This window comes from Peptostreptococcus canis, from assembly GCF_014229965.1.
Taxonomy (GTDB): domain Bacteria; phylum Bacillota; class Clostridia; order Peptostreptococcales; family Peptostreptococcaceae; genus Peptostreptococcus; species Peptostreptococcus canis.
Genome location: NZ_JABGBW010000005.1, coordinates 48,258 through 65,903 on the forward strand (window position 1 = coordinate 48,258; position 17,646 = coordinate 65,903).

Here is a 17,646-nt window from a genome sequence, read left to right on the forward strand (position 1 = left end):
ACTTATTATAATAGGAGGTGTAGTATAGTGAAAAAAACTTTGATATTGACAGAGGATAGGAACGAAAAATCAGCAAACATAATTGCTACAATAATATCTCATACTAAAATCAAAGAAATAGGAGATACTTTTGATATAAAGAAATATGACAATATAGTACTGATTGTGTCTATGGAAAATATATTAAATGACTTTATAAGAGCAAATGGAGATAGAAACATTTTTTCTGAGTTATTAATAAATTTAAAGGTCAACTGTTTTGATAAAACATTTAAGTTGGGAATACTTTTTGAGTCTAATCAAATATCAAAAATAGAGCAAGTTGTAAAAATGCTAAAGGAAAGTGTTTTGATAGCTGATGATTATGTTTTCATAAATAGGGATGTTGCCAATGATGCAGTGTTATCAGGTTTGGAATTAAGGGACAGTTTATTTACCACTTATAAACAATTTGATAGAGATAAATTAAAAGAAATCATAGAAGACATATCTATAAATCACAAAGTAATGTCATTATCATCATCCACTAATGATATTACAAGAACAACTCCTATTGAGTACATGTATATAGATGGAAATTACTATGTAATCACAGAGGGAGGTTTAAAGTTTGCAAATATATACATAAATGATAAGGTGTCTTTTTCGATAAATGATGAATTTACGACAATGAATAAAGTGTTGGGAGTACAGTGTGATGGAATTGCAAGTGTTATAGATATGTATTCAGAAGAATATTATAAAATAATGTCTACAAAAGGAATTAGTAAGGAAAATTTGAATAATCTAGTGATAAATTTATATTTGATAAAAATAGTTCCTAAAAATTACACTATTTTGAATTACGAATTTAAAAAAGAAGGATATGATTTTTATCAATATCTTAGCTTATAATTGGGAATAATGGAGGATAACTATGAAGATAGGTATAGTAGGATTTTATGGAAAACTGGGAAAGGCAAATTTGGAAGTTATTAAGGAAGATGAAAAGGCGAGTGTAGCATTCGGTGTTTCCAGATCGGCTTCTGAAAAGGGGGACGATTTTGGCGAGATAAAAGTGTACAAAAGTATTTATAATGTAAAAGAGGAATGTGACGGAATAATAGATTTTTCAAATAGGAGCAACATAGAATCCAGTGTCAAATTTGCTCTTGATAAAAATATTCCTTTAGTAATTGGAACTACTGGATTAACTAGAGATGATGAAGAACTAATTGAAGACGCATCAAGGGTTATTCCAATTTTACTTTCGCACAATACAGGTTTTGGAATAAATGTATTATTGGATCTAGTAAAAGAGGCGTGTAAATTGCTTAATGGTTTCGACATTGAAATAATTGAAAAACATCACAATAGAAAAGAGGATGCTCCAAGCGGTACATCAAAAATGATTTTTAATAGTATGAAAGAAGCTAATAAAAACCTTTATGCTAATTTTGGAAGAACGGGTATAGATTCTAAAAGAAAGACGGATGAAGTGGGATTCCATTCGGTAAGAGGAGGAACTATAATAAGTGATCATGATGTTATTTTTGCGGGGAATAATGAAGTCATAACTATAAGTCACCATGCCGAGTCAGATAAATCTTTTGCGAGTGGCGCATTAAAAGCATTGTATTATCTTAAAGAAAAAGAAAATGGTCTTTATGATATGAAAGAGGTGCTGAATAATGACTAAGCCAATCGCTGAATTAGGTAATCTCTCAGCTAAAAACATTATTGAAGAAATAAGAGAAGAGCTGTATTTAAATCGAGATTTAAAATATAGGGATTTTCATTCTAAGTTAGTACCAAATTTAGATAAGGAAAATATAATTGGTGTAAGAACACCGGTACTTAGAAAAATAGCTAAAAAATTTTCAAAGCACAAAGATATTGAACTTTTTCTTGAAGATTTGCCACATAGGTATTACGAAGAAAATAACCTGCATTGTTTTATTTTATGTGATTTTAAGGATATTAGTATCCTTATTGAAAAGGCGGATATTATTTTACCTTATATAGATAATTGGGCAACTTGTGATACTTTTTCGCCCAAAATATTTAAAAAATATCCAGATATTGTGTTAGAGAAGATAATGGAGTGGATTAAAAGTGATAGGACGTATACAGTCAGGTATGGTATTGTTCTTCTTATGGAAAACTATTTGGATGATGAATTTAATCCGGATATGCTGAACATTATAGCCGGTATAAAAAGTGAAGAATATTATGTGAATATGGCTATTGCATGGTATTTTAGTTTTGCTCTCATAAAACAATATGAAATCACGATAAACTTAATTGAATCAAAAGTCCTAGATAAATTTGTACATAATAAAACCATACAAAAAGCGGTTGAAAGTCGCAGGATAAGCGATGAGAGAAAACAATACTTAAAATCGCTTAAAATAAAATAGAGTATTTAAATTATATAAAATTTTATAAAAAGGTTGCAGAATTTTTTATATTTTGACTTATAAATAGCTATATGAGAGGGGAAAAAGATGTTTAGAACCAGTAAAAAAAATATACTAATAATAACAATAATACTAGTAGCTATATATTGTTTAATTGATTTTTATGCATTTCCGAAAATCGAGGAAATAAAAAATTTAACTCATAACTTTATGTTTACACAGTATTTTATATTGTTGGCATTAAAGGTTGTTGATTTATTTTTATTAGGAATAGCATTAATGCGACTTCTTAACATAGATATAAAAGTAAATATATCTATAAGAAACGTGTCACTTGTAATTACGGCTTTATATGCAGTTGTAATGATATTGTATGCATTTCAGAATGGAAACTTATCTGGAAGTATTTTAAATAATAGATTACTTGAAAGTTTGCTCAAATTAATTAATCTGAATTTTATATTTGGAATTCTCTATAGTGGAGATAAAAAATAATAATTAATATACATAAAAATATTGACTTAAACCTTGAAATATGGTAATTTATTTAGGACGGCTTTATTTATAGTCGTTACTTTGAGTTGAAAAAAAGCAAATTATGTTTTATTTCTTTTATTAAAAATAAGAATTATATACAAAATTTTCATAACGGAAGGTAATAGTTACTTGATTATTTCAGGAAGCTATATCATCATATATTAATATTTTTTGGAGGTGTAATGATGAGAGTAAAAGTAACTTTAGCATGTACAGAGTGTAAGCAGAGAAACTACAATACTACAAAGAACAAAAAGAACAATCCTGATAGAATTGAACTAAAGAAGTATTGTAAATTCTGTAAAAAACATACTACTCATAAGGAAACTAAGTAGTTAGGGCAAAAGGAAGTGATATTATTGGCTAAGGAAAATGTTAGAGTATCAGAAGAAAAAGTTGGTTTCGTAAAGGGAACAGGACGTGAACTTAAACGAGTTACATGGCCTACTAAAGGCGAACTGGCAAGTAAAACGGCTGTTGTATTAGCTGTAGTAATAGTGGCTACATTATTTGTTTGGCTTGTGGATACTGGTTTATCACAGTTGCTTGGTCTATTGATCAAGAGATAAAACTTTTGCCACCTATTGATCAAGAGATAAAACTTTTGCCACATTGAAAGGAAGATTTTGATGTCAGAAGAAAGAGATTTAAAATGGTATGTAGTACACACTTATTCGGGTCATGAAAATAAGGTGAAGACTACAATTGAAAATACTGTAAAAAACAGAGGTATGGAAGATATTATTGAACAGGTAATAGTTCCTACTGAAGATGTGGTAACAACAACAAAAACAGGTAAGGAGAAAATAAGTCAGAGAAAAGTATTTCCAAGTTATGTAATAATAAAAATGGAAATGACTGATGAATCTTGGTATATTGTTAGAAATACTAAGGGTGTAACCGGATTTGTTGGACCTGGATCAAAACCTGTAGCTCTTACTCTTGATGAAGTAAAGGCGATGGGGATTGAACTGCCGACATCAAAGATTGTTAGTGGTGAGATTGACTTAAATCCAGGGGATACAGTTAAAGTAATAAGTGGTGCATTTGTCGATAACGTTGGAGAAGTTGAAGACGTTAATATCGAGAAAAAAGAAGTAAAAGTCTATGTTAATGCATTTGGTAGAAAGGCTCTAGTAACATTGGGGCTTGAAAATATAGAAAAAGTATAAGGAGGTGCAATAAAATGGCTAAGAAAATTATAGGACAGATTAAATTACAGATACCTGCAGGAAAGGCAACTCCAGCTCCACCAGTTGGACCGGCATTGGGACAACATGGTGTTAATATTATGGCGTTCACAAAAGAATTTAATGCTAAGACTGCAGACCAGGCTGGAATGTTAATACCAGTAGTAATCAGTGTTTATCAGGATAGATCTTTCAGTTTTATAACTAAGACTCCACCAGCAGCGATTTTAATTAAAAAAGCAATCAACTTACAGTCAGGTTCAGGTGAACCTAATAAAAAGAAAGTTGGTAAGATAACTTCTGCTCAGGTTAGAGAAATAGCTGAATTAAAAATGAATGATTTAAATGCTGCATCAGTTGAAGCTGCTATGAAAATGATAGCAGGTACAGCAAGAAGTATGGGTGTTGAAGTAGTTGATTAATTACTAGATTAATACTAGATAATATTTAAGATGAAATAATATTTAGATTTATTCGCTATAAAGGACAAGATGTCTTGATTAGTGGGAGGTTTATACCGTATTTACCACAAGGAGGAATTTAAAATGGCAAAAAAAGGTAAGAGATATGCACAGGCTAGTGCAAAGGTAGATAGAAGTGTTTATTATGATGCTTCAGAAGCTCTTGCATTAACAGTTGAAACTGCAAGTGCTAAGTTTGATGAAACAATAGAAGCTCATATTAAGTTGGGCGTTGACTCTAGACATGCTGATCAGCAAGTCAGAGGAGCAGTAGTTTTGCCTCATGGTACAGGTAAAACTAAGAGAGTTTTAGTTTTCGCCAAGGGTGAAAAAGCTAAAGAAGCAGAAGCTGCAGGAGCAGATTTTGTAGGAGCTGAAGAATTAGTACAGAAAATTCAAGGAGAAAACTGGTTTGATTTTGATATAGTGGTTGCTACTCCAGATATGATGGGTGTAGTTGGTAGATTAGGTAGAGTATTAGGTCCTAAAGGATTAATGCCAAACCCTAAATCTGGTACAGTTACTTTTGATATAGCTAAGGCTATAGATGAAATCAAGGCAGGTAAGGTTGAATATAGATTAGATAAGACTAATATTATTCACGTTCCAGTTGGTAAGGCTTCATTTGGTAAGGAAAAGTTATTTGATAACTTTAAAGTACTAATGGAAGCAATAATAAAGGCTAAGCCATCAGCTGCAAAGGGACAGTATTTGAAGAGCGTTACAGTTGCCGCTTCAATGGGACCTGGTGTAAAAGTAAATCCTGTAAGAGTAGCTGAATAATTTAAAGGGTTAACCTTTTAAAATAACTGTTGACACAGGTTGGCAAATATGATAATATTGTCAATGTTAAAAAAGAATAGATTTGCCGTAGACAGTGGGTGCGTTTTTGCTTAATTTCCCACCGAGGTTGCGATATACGTGATACTTGTACCCTTGCAGCCTATGATGATTGCAAGGGTTAATATATTTTTACGGTAAGTGCTAAACTTTATTATGTGAAGGAGGTGCACTAAGGGATGAGTAATGCTATAGAAATGAAATCAGCTGTTGTTTCAGAAATAGCTGAAAAGCTTGAAAAAGCTTCTTCTGTTATAGTTGTTGATTACAAGGGCTTAACAGTTGAACAAGTAACAGATTTAAGAAGTAAGATGAGAGAAGCTGGCGTTGAGTACAAGGTATATAAAAATACACTTGTAAGAAGAGCAGCTAGTGCTATTGAAGGTGATGTTTATGCTAACTTCAATGATGAATTATTGGTTGGACCAAATGCTATTGCTTTCGGATATGAAGATCCAGTTGCTCCAGCTAGAATACTTAAAGCATTCATGGATAAGAATCCTAACAAAATAACACTTAAGATGGGTGTTGTAGAAGGTGAATTCTATGATGAACAGAAAATAGTTGCTCTTGCTGAAATTCCATCAAGAGAAGAACTTATTGCAAAACTTCTTGGCAGCTTAAAGGCTCCAATGTCAAACTTTGTTTACTTATTGGATGCTATTGCGAAGAAGCAAGAAGAAGCTACAGAAGCTTAGTTTAACAAAGTCTTATAGGTTTTGTGTATACAAAAAGGTAATTTAATTAAAATTTATGAAATATAAACACGGAGGTGCAATAAAATGACAATAGAACAGATTTTAGAAGCTATAGAAAATATGAAAGTTTTAGAATTAAATGAATTAGTTAAGGCTGCAGAAGAAAAATTCGGTGTATCTGCATCTGCTCCAGTAATGGTTGCAGGTGGTGCTGCTGCAGGTGGCGCTGCTGCAGAAGAAAAGAGTGAGTTTGACGTTGTATTAACTTCAGCCGGTTCTTCAAAGGTTGGAGTAATCAAAGAAGTTAGAGCTATAACTGGTTTAGGATTAAAAGAAGCTAAGGAGATGGTAGATAACGCTCCTAAGACTATCAAGGAAGGTGCATCTAAGGAAGAAGCAGAACAGATTAAAGAAAAATTAGAAGCTGCTGGTGCATCAGTAGAACTTAAATAATATCAGAATAAATTTGTAAAGATTTATAATTCAAAAGCTATCAAAGGGGTTGTCTGTATCGATTGGATCGGGCGGCTCTTTTTTATTTTTTGCATATTTATCAAAAAAAATATTTGGTAATTATAGAAAATATGGAATATAATAATTTAAAATATTGACAATAAAAAAAAGTTGTGTTAATATTAAGTTAAATCATGGTTTCAATATTGATTTATCAAGCAATATATATTTTGTAACATGTGTTTTATTCAAAGAATGAATTTATGAGGTGTTAGAGATGAAAAGAGATATTAAAAAAGAATTAAAAAGGGATTTAGTCATTATTTTATCAGGTATAATACCTATGATAGTTTTTGGTTATCTAATTTCAAATTATAATTACTTTACTACTTTTTTTAATGGACATATTATTTATATATTATATGTTATTGCTGTAGGAATACTGTATATAAGTTATCTTGAGGCTAGAGATAATGACCCGTTTGTGACAGGAAAGACTCAAACACTAGGTGTGAATAATAGTTTTATTGGAATGCTTACTATAGCTATACTCATGACTAAAGATATTAAAACAGGGGTGTTAAATTATATTATATTAGCGCTTTTACTGTATATATCTAGAGTACTAGGTAAAAACTCATATAAGAATAAGTATGATAAATATGTAGGGAAATCTGGAATTCTGATAGATATAAAGAACAATAAAGGTCATGCTTTAATTGATGATGAAAATGTTGTCGTGTATACCGATAAGGATATTGCGGTAGATAGTGAAGTTGTTATAACTGATATCAGATCTAATTATCTATATGTTGAATAAACTACTATTAGAAGCCATACAAAGTTACATATTTGAAAATATTTAAGTGGATTCATTTTTTAAATGGAATATAGATATTTTTAAAGCGGCATTATTATAATAAGGTTATAAGATGCTGCTTTTTTAATGAAAAAATATACATTAAGAATTAAGATTGAAAGTGAAAGAAAAGTGTATCTTTAAATATTAAGAAGGGTATAATACCATTAGTATATATTTTTTGTGTATATTTATGATATAAGTTAGAGGGGAGTGTGAGTTAAATGAAAGAAAAGTTATTTATGAGCGGGTATACTAAAGCTGAAAATAAAGGTATAAATATACTTGATTTAGATGTATATGAAAATTCAATAGAAATACTTGAGACAGAATGTATAAATGAGGAAAATCCATCGTACTTGGATTTTGATAAGATAAATGAATTGATATTTGCAGTGACATCTAGAGATGGCGGTGGAGTTGCAGTGTACAAAAAGATTGAGAATGAATATAAACTTATGGATACTTTGGGAGGGTTAGGTAAGGCTCCATGCCACCTTTATTATGACTATAAAAGAGAACTTTTATATTCAAGCAATTATCATCTTGGAAAACTAGACATTATAAAAGTTCACAAAACTAATGAACAAAAGCAGGTATTGGAGCTTCTTAATACGATTGAGTTTAAAGGAAGTGGATTGATAAGTCCTAATCAGGATTCGTCCAGATGCCACATGGCAGTATTAGACAATGATGGAAAATATGTCATTGTCGTGGATTTAGGTGCAGATTCCGTATATACATATAACATTGATGGATTTGGAGAATATGAATTGAAAAGTGTTTATAAAACATCAAATGGTATGGGACCAAGACACATAGTATTTAGAAATGATGGAAAATTTGCGTATTTGTTAGGGGAGCTAGACTCTCATATTGACGTTTTAAGGTATGATAATAAGGAAGGGGTATTTAGTTATATGGACAGAGTCAAAACTCTTCCTGAGGCTTATAAAAGCACAAATTTTGCGTCTGCAATAAAGGCATCCGGTGATGGTAAATTTTTATATGCTAGTAATAGAGGACATGATAGTATTGCTATATTTAGAATTTTTGAAAATGGAAATTTAGAACTAGTAGAAATCTCAAAAACGGGAGGAAGAACTCCTAGAGATTTTGGGTTTATAAATGATGAAAAATTCATTGTAGTAGGACATCAAGATGATAAAAAAGTTACGATCTTTAAAAGAGATAAAATGACTGGAAGGATGAAACAGTTCGATGATAAAATTTTTTTAAATTCTGAAATTGTATATGTAAAAAGTTATATATAATGTATTTAAAATAAATTTATTTTTACAATCCAAAATATAGCAAATACACCTATTATAAATAGAATTATTTCCGGTAAGACTATTTTTAGTAGTATATTTGCTATTTTTTTATTTTTATTTTCTTTATTATTCATTTTTGACATTACAAAAAAAGGAAATATTACTAATATAGCAAATACAAAAAAAGTCGATGCGAAAATTTGTAAAACATTTATATTAGTATTAAACATTTGTTTGATTACCTCCATTTCAATTCAATGTCGTGATTTATTGATGCAGTGAATTAGAAAAATTTAATTTTGCTGTGCAAATCAAGGCTGCATTCAAAAAATAAATATCTATCAATAGGTTACACTTTTTATAAATAAAATACAATATAAAAAATCTTTTATTATGACTATTTTTAGCTATTTTATTTAATTTTAAATTCTATCGTGATATAATAACAAATACAATGAGCTTTTTGTATCTATTTATGAAGTTATGAAGAAATCATTTTTATTATATATTGTATGAAGGATAGGAAGATGAATATGAGTGGAAAAAAGAGTAAGATAGTTATATTAGCTGCTACTTTAGTTTTGGGTGTGTTTTTGTCTGATTATTATACTTTGGCTAGTGATAATTTAAAGACAAACAAAGAAAATATATCATGGACTAGAAGTTTTTTAAAAAAACAGGCTTCACAAAATTTGGACGAAGTAGAGATAGAAATCAATAAAGTTAATAAAGATACATCCATTACCAAATTTGATATGAATAAAGCAAAGAGTAGATTTGAGGATGTGGTTTTTCTTGGAGATTCAATAGTTGAATATCTTAGAGAAGCCAATATACTTGATGCATCTAGTGTATTAGCACAAAAAGGAGAGCATGTTAATCAAGCCAGCAAACACTTAAAAGAAATAAAAAATCTTAGACCTAGACAGGTAGTCATATTATATGGGGCAAACGATATTAATGCATACTCACCAGAGAAATATAAAGAAGAATATGTAAAACTGGTTCAAGACATAAAAAAAATCCATCCTGGTATTGAAGTATACATACAGGCACCATTGCCTGTCAATGAAGCAAAGACTGTAAGTAAAGATTCTAGAGTGAATAATGAAAATATTAGACTATTTACTCAGAAGACCAAAGAGGTTGCATATAAAACGGGAGCGAATTTTTTATCTTCAGACGGTCTTGTGTCATCAAAGGCAATTTATGAGCAAGATGGAATACACTTTAAATATGAATTTTATAAAAATTGGCTGTACTTTTTGAGTGAAAATATATAGGGAGGTGCATCATGGACAAGGATTTTGAGAAAAACACTTCAGATTCACCTAAAAAAGCAGAAAATATTGTTGAAAAAATGGACGATAATAAAAAGACTAATCAGCAAAATGAGCAAAAAGTTAATTTCGAACAGACTGCAAGGCTGAGAGTTATAAAAAGTGAAGATATTGAATCGACAAGAAAAGGTAAAAAAGTGTCTAATAAAATGATAAGAAAACCTATGAAAATGAGCTCTATTTACAAGAAAAAATATCTTATTCTGTGGTTGACGGTTTTATTTGTTTTTATAATAGCTTATCAGTTTGTAAAAGTCAAAGATATTGATTTTATTAAGTTAGATAATGTGATTTCGAAAAAAATAGATTTTGCTACTGTTGAAAAAGGTGATGATTTAACACTTAGAAAACTATATGGTATAAGTAAGATAGAGGTTGAAAGGTATATACTTTATGCTCCAAAAAGTAACATGGATGCAAACGAAATATTAGTACTTAAATGTAAACCTGAGTACGCTGATTCTATAATGAATAGAATACAAAATAGAGTAGATTCTCAGTCTAATAGTTTCAAAAACTATGCTCCTGCTCAATATGAAATATTAAGTAAGAGTGAACTTAGTAAAAAAGGCGATTATATTTATTTTATTTCATATAAAGATGTGAATGTAATTAATAATGCTATAAAGAATAGCTATAAGTAAGGGAAGGTGAGAAATTTGAGTTTTACAAGTTTAATTTTTTTATTCTTATTCTTTCCGATAGCGATAATTATTCATACATTTGCACCGAAAAAGTTTAAGAATAAAGTATTATTAATCCTCAGTTTATTTTTCTATAGCTGGGGTGATCCTAGATATCTTTTTTTGATATTACTATCAATTATAGTTACCTGGTTTGGGGTCAAAAGGATGAATCTCATTAGGAATCGAAGGGAAGAAGCAAAATTTTATATGGTTTGCCTAATAGTGATAAATGTTGCAATACTGGGATTTTTTAAATATTATGGATTCCTTATTGACAATGTGAACTTTATTACTAGAATGAATTTAAAAATAATAGATCTTGCCTTACCATTTGGAATTTCATTTTATACTTTTAAAATTATATCGTATATAGTAGATGTGTATACAAAAAGATGTGAACCACAAAGGAATATATCAGATTTTGCTTTATATATTACAATTTTTCCACAAATTGGAGCAGGACCTATTGTTCAGTATGCCGATATGCAGCATGAGTTATTGAATAGAAATGTTACAATTGATAAATTTGGTAAAGGTGTAGAAAAATTTGTAATAGGATTAGGAAAAAAAGTATTAATAGCAAATAATATGGCACTAATTTGGGCTCAAGTTAAAGATATTCCTGATTTGAAAATGTCTGTTTTAACTGCTTGGATAGGGATTATTGCATTTACATTACAGATTTATTTTGATTTCAGCGGATATTCTGATATGGCAATAGGAACTGGCTATATGCTGGGATTTAAATGGGCAGAAAACTTTAATTATCCATATATATCAAAAAGTGCAACTGAGTTTTGGAGAAGATGGCATATATCTCTTGGTAATTGGTTTAAAAGATATATATATTTTCCTCTAGGAGGCAGTAAGTGTTCTAAACTCGAAAATTTTAGAAATATTTTTATAGTCTGGATGACAACCGGATTGTGGCATGGTGCCAATTGGAACTTTGTTATTTGGGGACTGTATTTTGGATTTATCATATATTTTGAAAAAGTTAAATTTGGAAAAATACTATCAAAAGCAAATAAAAAAGTGCAGGTATTATATTGTTTATTTATAGTTGTGATAGGTTGGGTAATGTTTGACATGAATGGTATATCACAGATTTTGAAGTTCTATGGGAATATGTTTATAATTGGAGCAAATGGTGTTGTGGATGGGACATCATTATATTTAATTAAGATTTCTTGGAGATTGTTTTTACCAGCTATAATCGGTTCAACACCATATGTTTTTGGAATGATGGACAAAATAAAGTATAGATTTGGAAAAAAAGGGTATTTTTGTATTTCAATATTCTATATTTTTATTGTTATACTATCAGTAGCATCTCTTCTAGGGGAAAGCTACAGTCCTTTCTTGTATTTTAAATTTTAGGTGGAGGTGAAGTAAGTGGGAAAAAATAATAATTATTATGAACCAGAAATGCCTGAAAGCCTAAAAGAATTTCTTGGTATAGAAGATGATAAAAAATTAAAAGGAACTAGTAACAAGAACCTTAACTCCAAAAAAATACAGAAAAAAAGACCATCTAATGCTACCAAAAGTCAGGATTCTAATTCAAAGAAATCAGTTTCTAGTAAAAGAAATAAAGTATCTAAGGATAAATTAAAATCCGGTGGAAAAACCAATAGTGGTGTCAAAAAAAAGTCAGGTTCCAGAACTCCTAAAAATATTGAAATATCTTCTCCGAGTTCAACTAGAAAAACTAAAAGTAGTTCTTCAAAAATAAATGATTCAAAGAAAAGAATGACTGCTAATTCTTCTACTGTTAGAATGAATAAAAATTCTAAGAATGTGGAAGTTAAGGGGAAAACGAAAAGTAATGTTAAGAAAAACAGAAAAGATATCAATCGAAAAGTTAATTCGAATAAGAGAGGGTCAGTAAGAAAAAAAGTATCAAGAGATAAAAATAAAAAGAAACCAAATATTTTACAATTGATACTTTATGGAATTTTCGTATTTTTTGGCTTTCTTATTACTGGAGGCGACAAAACAAAGTATATTTCTAAAGAAAAAAAGTCGGAATTTGATTACAGATTTCATAGAAACTTTTCTTTAGTCTTTATAGCGTTTGTAATTTTTGTAATGGTATTAAATATTATTAAGCCAAATGCACAAACTTCAGTTGCTGAAAATAGAGATTTACAACAGAGACCTAAAATATCTACCTCTAAGATTTCGGATGGTAAGTTTGCTTCAGATTATTCAAAGTATATGTCTGATCAATTTATTGGAAGGTCAAAATTTATAAAGTTGAAATCTAAGTTTGATCTATTGCTAGGTAAAAAGGAAATTAACGGAGTATATATTGCAAAAAATGATTATTTAATGGAAGGATTTAAAAAAGCGGATGATAATGTGACTAATATGAAGATTGATAGCATTAATATTTTTGCGCGCAGTAATCCTAAATTGAAGGTATCTGTAATGGTTGCTCCTAATAAAGTAGAAATATATAAACATTTACTACCTAAAAATATTCCAGTTGATTCACAGGTTGATTATTTGAATAGTATTAGAGAAAAACTTGATCCAAAAATTAAATTTATAGATTTGGTAGATACCTTTGAAAGAAATAAAAACTCCGATGAGCTGTATTTTAAAACAGATCATCATTGGACAACTGATGGGGCATATTTAGCATATGTTGAATTTTGTAAAAAACAAAATTTAGAGCCTGTAAATATTAAATCTTTTGATAAGAGTTTGGCATCGGATAGTTTCCGTGGTAGTTTATATTATAAAAATGGCGCCCAAATTGGCAAGCCTGATTCACTACATTTATATTTAACTCAAGCAAATAAACCTGTAATCGTAAAATATTATGATACAAAGTTAAAGGTACCAAGTTTATATGATGTCGACAAATTGGATGGAAGAGATCCTTATGAAGTATTTACTGGGGGAAATCACACTCAAATTAAGATAAGAACTAATATCGATACTGATAGAAGGTTGTTGCTTGTAAAAGATTCTTATGCAAATGCTATGTTACCATTTTTAGTGGATAATTTTTCTGAAATAAACATAGTGGATTTAAGGTATTTTACCGGTAGTATGAAAGATATTATACACAATAACGATGTCACTGATGTTCTTTTGATGTATAATGTTAATACATTTAATTTGGATTCATCAATCTTGAGTCTGAATGAGTAGAGTTTATTTAAAGAATTATATATCATAATAATATAAAGCTCACTGAAAACGAAAAATCAGTGAGCTTTTAATCGTGTATTAACACTATTATTTATTAATAAGTAAGTGTATGTTAAAAATATTCAGTTTTTATATAGATATTTGACGTTCTAATCGGGCATATTAGAAAATATATCATCAATACTATCTTTTACCTTATCGCGCTCTTGTTTGCTTTTTCTAGAGCCTCCTAGAGCGTTAGAATAAGGGGTACTTGCAATCGAATTACCTCCAACTACATTTCGCAAGAAATTAATCTCATTTCTCATATACTTAAATTCAATTAGCATTCTTTCGATTGCTTGACTTTTTGTAGAAATATTATTTTCCGCCATATAATCCTCGATTAATTCATCTAAATCCGGGCTTATATATGATGTTAATCTTATTCTATTATTTTTCAAGTTTTACACCAACCTCGTATAGTCCTCTAGCTGTTGCCATTTGGCTATTTTCTACCATTGAATATTTTTCGTCTAGATCAAGGTTAAGAGAAGTCCCCCCTGATACATAAATGTCCATTTCATCTAAATTATTCCAAGTTTCCTCTATGATTTCGTTGGTATCATCAGATGTCAATTTATATGCTAAGTCCTTTAACTCCGGATAGTCATCTGCAGAATCTATTTCAGGAAGACTCTTTGTAATACCAATATCTACTAATTTCTTTTGTACTATTTTAAGAGCATTTTGATTACCCGATTCTATTGTAGTGCTAAGTTTATCGTTGAATTTAAAACCTTTATCAAAGTAACTTAATTCAGTCGTTCTAAAACCGATATTAACCATTCCTACCGGTTTATCTTCATTTATTCGACTATTCATTGCGTATATCAAAGCTGCATCGGCTTCTCTAAAAATATTTACACTTTCAATCTTTATTGTTTTAACACTATTATTTATTTTATTTTTTACCGTAATTGTGGTATCTCTATATTCTTTTTGAATTTCTTTTAACGTACTTTTCTTGAATATCTTATACGGAACGCCTATCATAAGACTTACATTATCCGATACGGCAATTTCACTTAAGGCTGCTGTTATAAGAATTTTGGCTACCGGAGAAGTCTTGCTATCTCCTGCATTTCTAATACATTTCATACTTTCTTTTTCTGAAAGGGCACCAACAAAGTATTCAGTGCCTTCTATTTCGATGTATATAGGGTTTTCTTTGTAATCCTCTAAAGAAATGTTTCTTCCATCTCCGTAAACGCTTTTAAACAGACATTCATATTCCTTTTCGTTATAAAGTGAGTATGCCTTTACATAACCTCTACCGATGTCTAAACCTATTATTTGTGTATCCATAATTTCCTCCCTCTTTTTTGTAATAAAAAATCGTTTATTTGCCATAAAAAGTAAATAAATTTTAATTAATCATAATTCCTTGTAATTTCAGTTTTTAACTTCGGATATATTTTTGTTATTTTTATATATATTTTTATTACTGATTTAAATAATGGTGATTAATCTACAATTAATATTATAACATATAAGTGTCTAAATAGCTACTATTTTTATAAAAATTAGAAATATAGTAATTAAATAGTGATTAAATAATAACTATAAAGGGTCTAAAAAGATAAAAAACAGTGATTATATATCATGTATAATGTTAAAGTGTAACTATATAGTGATTAAATAGTAATTATAAATCAAGAAAAAATTAAGTCGGAATAAAAAAATAAAATATATGCGAACTTTATAAAACTTGATAAAAAAAGTAAATGTTGATACAATTAAATAAAGTTTGTTGTAATAAAAAACAAACAAAGAAAGGGCAGGTAGTAAAAAAATTAAAAATGTTTTATGTAAATGATAAGAATTTATGAACTAACTAAGGAGGTGCTTTATGAACGAAAATTACAATAATATGATGGAAGATTTTGAACTATTTGTAGGACAGAAAAAAGCTGAGTATTATACTACAAGATTCGAGATGTTTATCGATCAGGATGCAAAAGCAGGGTGGAATTGGCCAGCTTTATTTGTTCCAACTTTATGGATGGCATATAGAAAAATGTATCTGCAGTCCATAGCATATTTGGTTATAACTATGATAATAAGTCTATTAGCCATGAAGATTGCATTTATAGGATATTTTAATTTTGTAATAGGGTTTGGTTTCCCAATAATAGCAAACTATGTTTACTATTTACATGCAAAATCTAAAATCGAAAAAAGTTATGAAATAAATGATAGTGATGAAAGAGAAGTTTTCATCAAAAAAGCAGGTGGAACAAACGTCACAGCTATATTTATAATGATTATAGTATCATTAGCTGTTCAGTTGTTTGAATTACACTTAACAGGTAATCTTGAAATTTTAAAATCAATGTTTTTATAGAAAGTAATTATTAAGGTTCTATGTCAAATAACGTTGATGATAATTTAAATAAATAAAATTATGTGGCAGCATCCGTAAGAAATGTGAACTGACCCCAAAAGTTAGACCTAAAAATCTAACGATTAAGGGGTTTTTTTATGACAAAATATTCTTTTGAACTTAAGAAAAAAATTGTCTCTGAATATTTTTCTAGTGGTAAAGGTTCAGAATTTTTAATCTCAAAAAACTAAAGAAATAGATGATATGAAAATGATACATGATAATAGAGAGTAATTCTACTCCCATTCATTTGTTCCTATTGGTGAGTATAATAATTATTCCATGGATAAAATTATAAAGAAGATAATTAAAAATATGTATTGGAATGATAAAAATATTATTCAACAGCAAACTAAGTTAAGATAAAAGCTGACAAAAACATAATATTTAATAAAGAGAGTATTTGATAAAAATAGAATGTATTTTAATATGTACAAATATTTTTATAAAATTAATAGGGAGAAAAAATTAAAATAAATCAATTCTCCCTATTGTATTTTTGTTTAAATATTATTTTTTTATCAATATATTGAATATAGAAGACGGACCAGTTGTTGGATATTGCCTACAAATTTCTGTATATAGACTAAGCATATCATTACTCAAAGCATCAAAACCGTATTCGAGTTGAAATTTTGAAACATTAGTTTTAAAATCAGAGATTCTTTTCATAAAACTATCATTTTTTTTCGACTTATATTCCAGAAGTATATTTCTTTCTATAGTTGTAATGGAATTATCGTTAATTAAATTATCAACTAAATTATCCAATATTTCTTCTGTTAACTTATAATATCTGTTCATATTACTATCCTAGTAATCCTATAAATAATTTTTTTTTCATAACCGTTTCCTGCATATAAAAAAAATAAAGTAATTATATTATAATATATATTGATTGTCAATATATATTAAGGATATTTCAAATATCATATGTGATTCAGATGTAAATGCAAATTGTAAAATAAAAAACTGTCAATAACTTGTGAAAATATCACTTTTGATGAGTAGCAAAATTTAAGTTATCAAAATATTATTGTCAAGGATAAATGCATAGCAAAGCTGACCTTGACCTATAAATAGTTTAGATAATCATATAGATTTTTCTCATCAATAAATAAATTTTTTATCACAAAAGAACAGGTCGTTTAAAAATTTTAATGATTGGTTGTAATCTTCATATCACCATATTTTCTTCCAATTATCAATACTGTGAACCAAGTGAAGAGTATGATATTTCAATTGAGTATTCTTCACTTAGTATTTCTTTGAAGTGGAGGAAGTTCACATTTTTTAGCGAATTTGTTTTCTTAATTTTA

Annotated in this window: 22 protein-coding genes and 1 other annotated feature; of the genes, 18 read left to right on the forward strand and 4 right to left on the reverse strand. The window is 29.0% G+C overall.

The window, feature by feature from the left end; genetic code table 11:
- Positions 1-27 precede the first annotated feature (27 nt).
- The 13 genes from HLB29_RS07005 to HLB29_RS07065 all read left to right on the forward strand — a co-directional run bounded on the left by HLB29_RS07005 (position 28) and on the right by HLB29_RS07065 (position 8,711).
- On the forward strand, positions 28-894 hold the full coding sequence (locus HLB29_RS07005) for a hypothetical protein (protein ID WP_185624454.1): 867 nt from the start codon (positions 28-30) through the stop codon (positions 892-894).
- A gap of 22 nt (positions 895-916) precedes the next feature.
- Complete coding sequence (dapB, locus tag HLB29_RS07010; protein WP_185624455.1) at positions 917-1,678, forward strand: 4-hydroxy-tetrahydrodipicolinate reductase; 762 nt, start codon at positions 917-919, stop codon at positions 1,676-1,678.
- Entirely contained in the window at positions 1,671-2,399 is a 729-nt protein-coding gene (locus tag HLB29_RS07015) for a DNA alkylation repair protein (RefSeq protein ID WP_185624456.1), read from the forward strand. The genes dapB and HLB29_RS07015 overlap by 8 nt, the downstream gene beginning before the upstream one ends.
- Positions 2,400-2,486: 87 nt before the next feature.
- Positions 2,487-2,894 (forward strand): hypothetical protein, encoded by a 408-nt coding sequence (locus HLB29_RS07020; RefSeq protein ID WP_185624457.1) that lies wholly within the window; start codon positions 2,487-2,489, stop codon positions 2,892-2,894.
- A 227-nt stretch (positions 2,895-3,121) separates the two neighbouring features.
- Complete coding sequence (gene rpmG, locus HLB29_RS07025) at positions 3,122-3,271, forward strand: 50S ribosomal protein L33 (protein ID WP_185624478.1); 150 nt, start codon at positions 3,122-3,124, stop codon at positions 3,269-3,271.
- A 24-nt stretch (positions 3,272-3,295) separates the two neighbouring features.
- Positions 3,296-3,505, forward strand: a complete 210-nt coding sequence (gene secE / locus HLB29_RS07030) for a preprotein translocase subunit SecE (RefSeq protein ID WP_185624458.1) — start codon at positions 3,296-3,298, stop codon at positions 3,503-3,505.
- A 60-nt stretch (positions 3,506-3,565) separates the two neighbouring features.
- Positions 3,566-4,108 carry a transcription termination/antitermination protein NusG gene (gene nusG / locus HLB29_RS07035; RefSeq protein WP_185624459.1) on the forward strand — a complete coding sequence of 181 codons (543 nt, stop codon included), beginning with the start codon at positions 3,566-3,568 and terminating at the stop codon, positions 4,106-4,108.
- A 14-nt stretch (positions 4,109-4,122) separates the two neighbouring features.
- Positions 4,123-4,548 carry a 50S ribosomal protein L11 gene (gene rplK, locus HLB29_RS07040; RefSeq protein WP_185624460.1) on the forward strand — a complete coding sequence of 142 codons (426 nt, stop codon included), beginning with the start codon at positions 4,123-4,125 and terminating at the stop codon, positions 4,546-4,548.
- Between the two features lie 123 nt (positions 4,549-4,671).
- The gene (gene rplA, locus HLB29_RS07045) at positions 4,672-5,370 is read left to right on the forward strand and encodes a 50S ribosomal protein L1 (protein ID WP_185624461.1); all 699 of its coding nucleotides are present in this window, start codon (positions 4,672-4,674) and stop codon (positions 5,368-5,370) included.
- A gap of 67 nt (positions 5,371-5,437) precedes the next feature.
- Positions 5,438-5,563: a sequence feature (ribosomal protein L10 leader region), on the forward strand.
- A gap of 43 nt (positions 5,564-5,606) precedes the next feature.
- Positions 5,607-6,125: a 50S ribosomal protein L10 gene (gene rplJ / locus HLB29_RS07050; protein ID WP_185624462.1), complete on the forward strand. Its 519-nt coding sequence runs from the start codon at positions 5,607-5,609 to the stop codon at positions 6,123-6,125.
- Positions 6,126-6,209: 84 nt separating this feature from the next.
- The gene (rplL, locus tag HLB29_RS07055; RefSeq protein WP_185624463.1) at positions 6,210-6,578 is read left to right on the forward strand and encodes a 50S ribosomal protein L7/L12; all 369 of its coding nucleotides are present in this window, start codon (positions 6,210-6,212) and stop codon (positions 6,576-6,578) included.
- 277 nt (positions 6,579-6,855) lie between these two features.
- Positions 6,856-7,398 carry an NfeD family protein gene (locus tag HLB29_RS07060; protein WP_185624464.1) on the forward strand — a complete coding sequence of 181 codons (543 nt, stop codon included), beginning with the start codon at positions 6,856-6,858 and terminating at the stop codon, positions 7,396-7,398.
- Positions 7,399-7,661: 263 nt separating this feature from the next.
- On the forward strand, positions 7,662-8,711 hold the full coding sequence (locus HLB29_RS07065; RefSeq protein WP_185624465.1) for a lactonase family protein: 1,050 nt from the start codon (positions 7,662-7,664) through the stop codon (positions 8,709-8,711).
- 5 nt (positions 8,712-8,716) lie between these two features.
- On the opposite strand, the gene HLB29_RS07070 is transcribed toward HLB29_RS07065, so the two are convergent.
- Positions 8,717-8,941: a hypothetical protein gene (locus tag HLB29_RS07070; RefSeq protein ID WP_185624466.1), complete on the reverse strand. Its 225-nt coding sequence runs from the start codon at positions 8,939-8,941 to the stop codon at positions 8,717-8,719.
- Positions 8,942-9,244: 303 nt separating this feature from the next.
- Between HLB29_RS07070 and HLB29_RS07075 the strand changes: the two genes are divergently transcribed.
- From HLB29_RS07075 to HLB29_RS07090, 4 genes are all read left to right on the forward strand, one after another.
- Positions 9,245-9,994, forward strand: coding sequence for a GDSL-type esterase/lipase family protein (locus HLB29_RS07075; RefSeq protein ID WP_185624467.1), 750 nt, complete (start codon positions 9,245-9,247; stop codon positions 9,992-9,994).
- 11 nt (positions 9,995-10,005) lie between these two features.
- Positions 10,006-10,695 (forward strand): DUF4358 domain-containing protein, encoded by a 690-nt coding sequence (locus tag HLB29_RS07080; protein WP_243155108.1) that lies wholly within the window; start codon positions 10,006-10,008, stop codon positions 10,693-10,695.
- Between the two features lie 207 nt (positions 10,696-10,902).
- The gene (locus HLB29_RS07085) at positions 10,903-12,117 is read left to right on the forward strand and encodes an MBOAT family O-acyltransferase (RefSeq protein WP_243155109.1); all 1,215 of its coding nucleotides are present in this window, start codon (positions 10,903-10,905) and stop codon (positions 12,115-12,117) included.
- Between the two features lie 15 nt (positions 12,118-12,132).
- Positions 12,133-13,902 carry a DHHW family protein gene (locus tag HLB29_RS07090; RefSeq protein WP_330604440.1) on the forward strand — a complete coding sequence of 590 codons (1,770 nt, stop codon included), beginning with the start codon at positions 12,133-12,135 and terminating at the stop codon, positions 13,900-13,902.
- Positions 13,903-14,051: 149 nt separating this feature from the next.
- Here HLB29_RS07090 and HLB29_RS07095 read toward each other — a convergent pair whose 3' ends face one another.
- Together HLB29_RS07095 and HLB29_RS07100 are read right to left on the reverse strand one after the other, a co-directional pair.
- On the reverse strand, positions 14,052-14,345 hold the full coding sequence (locus HLB29_RS07095; RefSeq protein WP_185624469.1) for a hypothetical protein: 294 nt from the start codon (positions 14,343-14,345) through the stop codon (positions 14,052-14,054).
- The gene (locus HLB29_RS07100; RefSeq protein WP_185624470.1) at positions 14,335-15,249 is read right to left on the reverse strand and encodes a ParM/StbA family protein; all 915 of its coding nucleotides are present in this window, start codon (positions 15,247-15,249) and stop codon (positions 14,335-14,337) included. The genes HLB29_RS07095 and HLB29_RS07100 overlap by 11 nt, the downstream gene beginning before the upstream one ends.
- A gap of 544 nt (positions 15,250-15,793) precedes the next feature.
- Between HLB29_RS07100 and HLB29_RS07105 the strand changes: the two genes are divergently transcribed.
- Positions 15,794-16,288 (forward strand): DUF2628 domain-containing protein, encoded by a 495-nt coding sequence (locus tag HLB29_RS07105; RefSeq protein ID WP_185624471.1) that lies wholly within the window; start codon positions 15,794-15,796, stop codon positions 16,286-16,288.
- Positions 16,289-16,837: 549 nt separating this feature from the next.
- Here HLB29_RS07105 and HLB29_RS07110 read toward each other — a convergent pair.
- Positions 16,838-17,131, reverse strand: a complete 294-nt coding sequence (locus HLB29_RS07110) for a hypothetical protein (protein ID WP_185624472.1) — start codon at positions 17,129-17,131, stop codon at positions 16,838-16,840.
- Positions 17,132-17,646 lie beyond the last annotated feature (515 nt).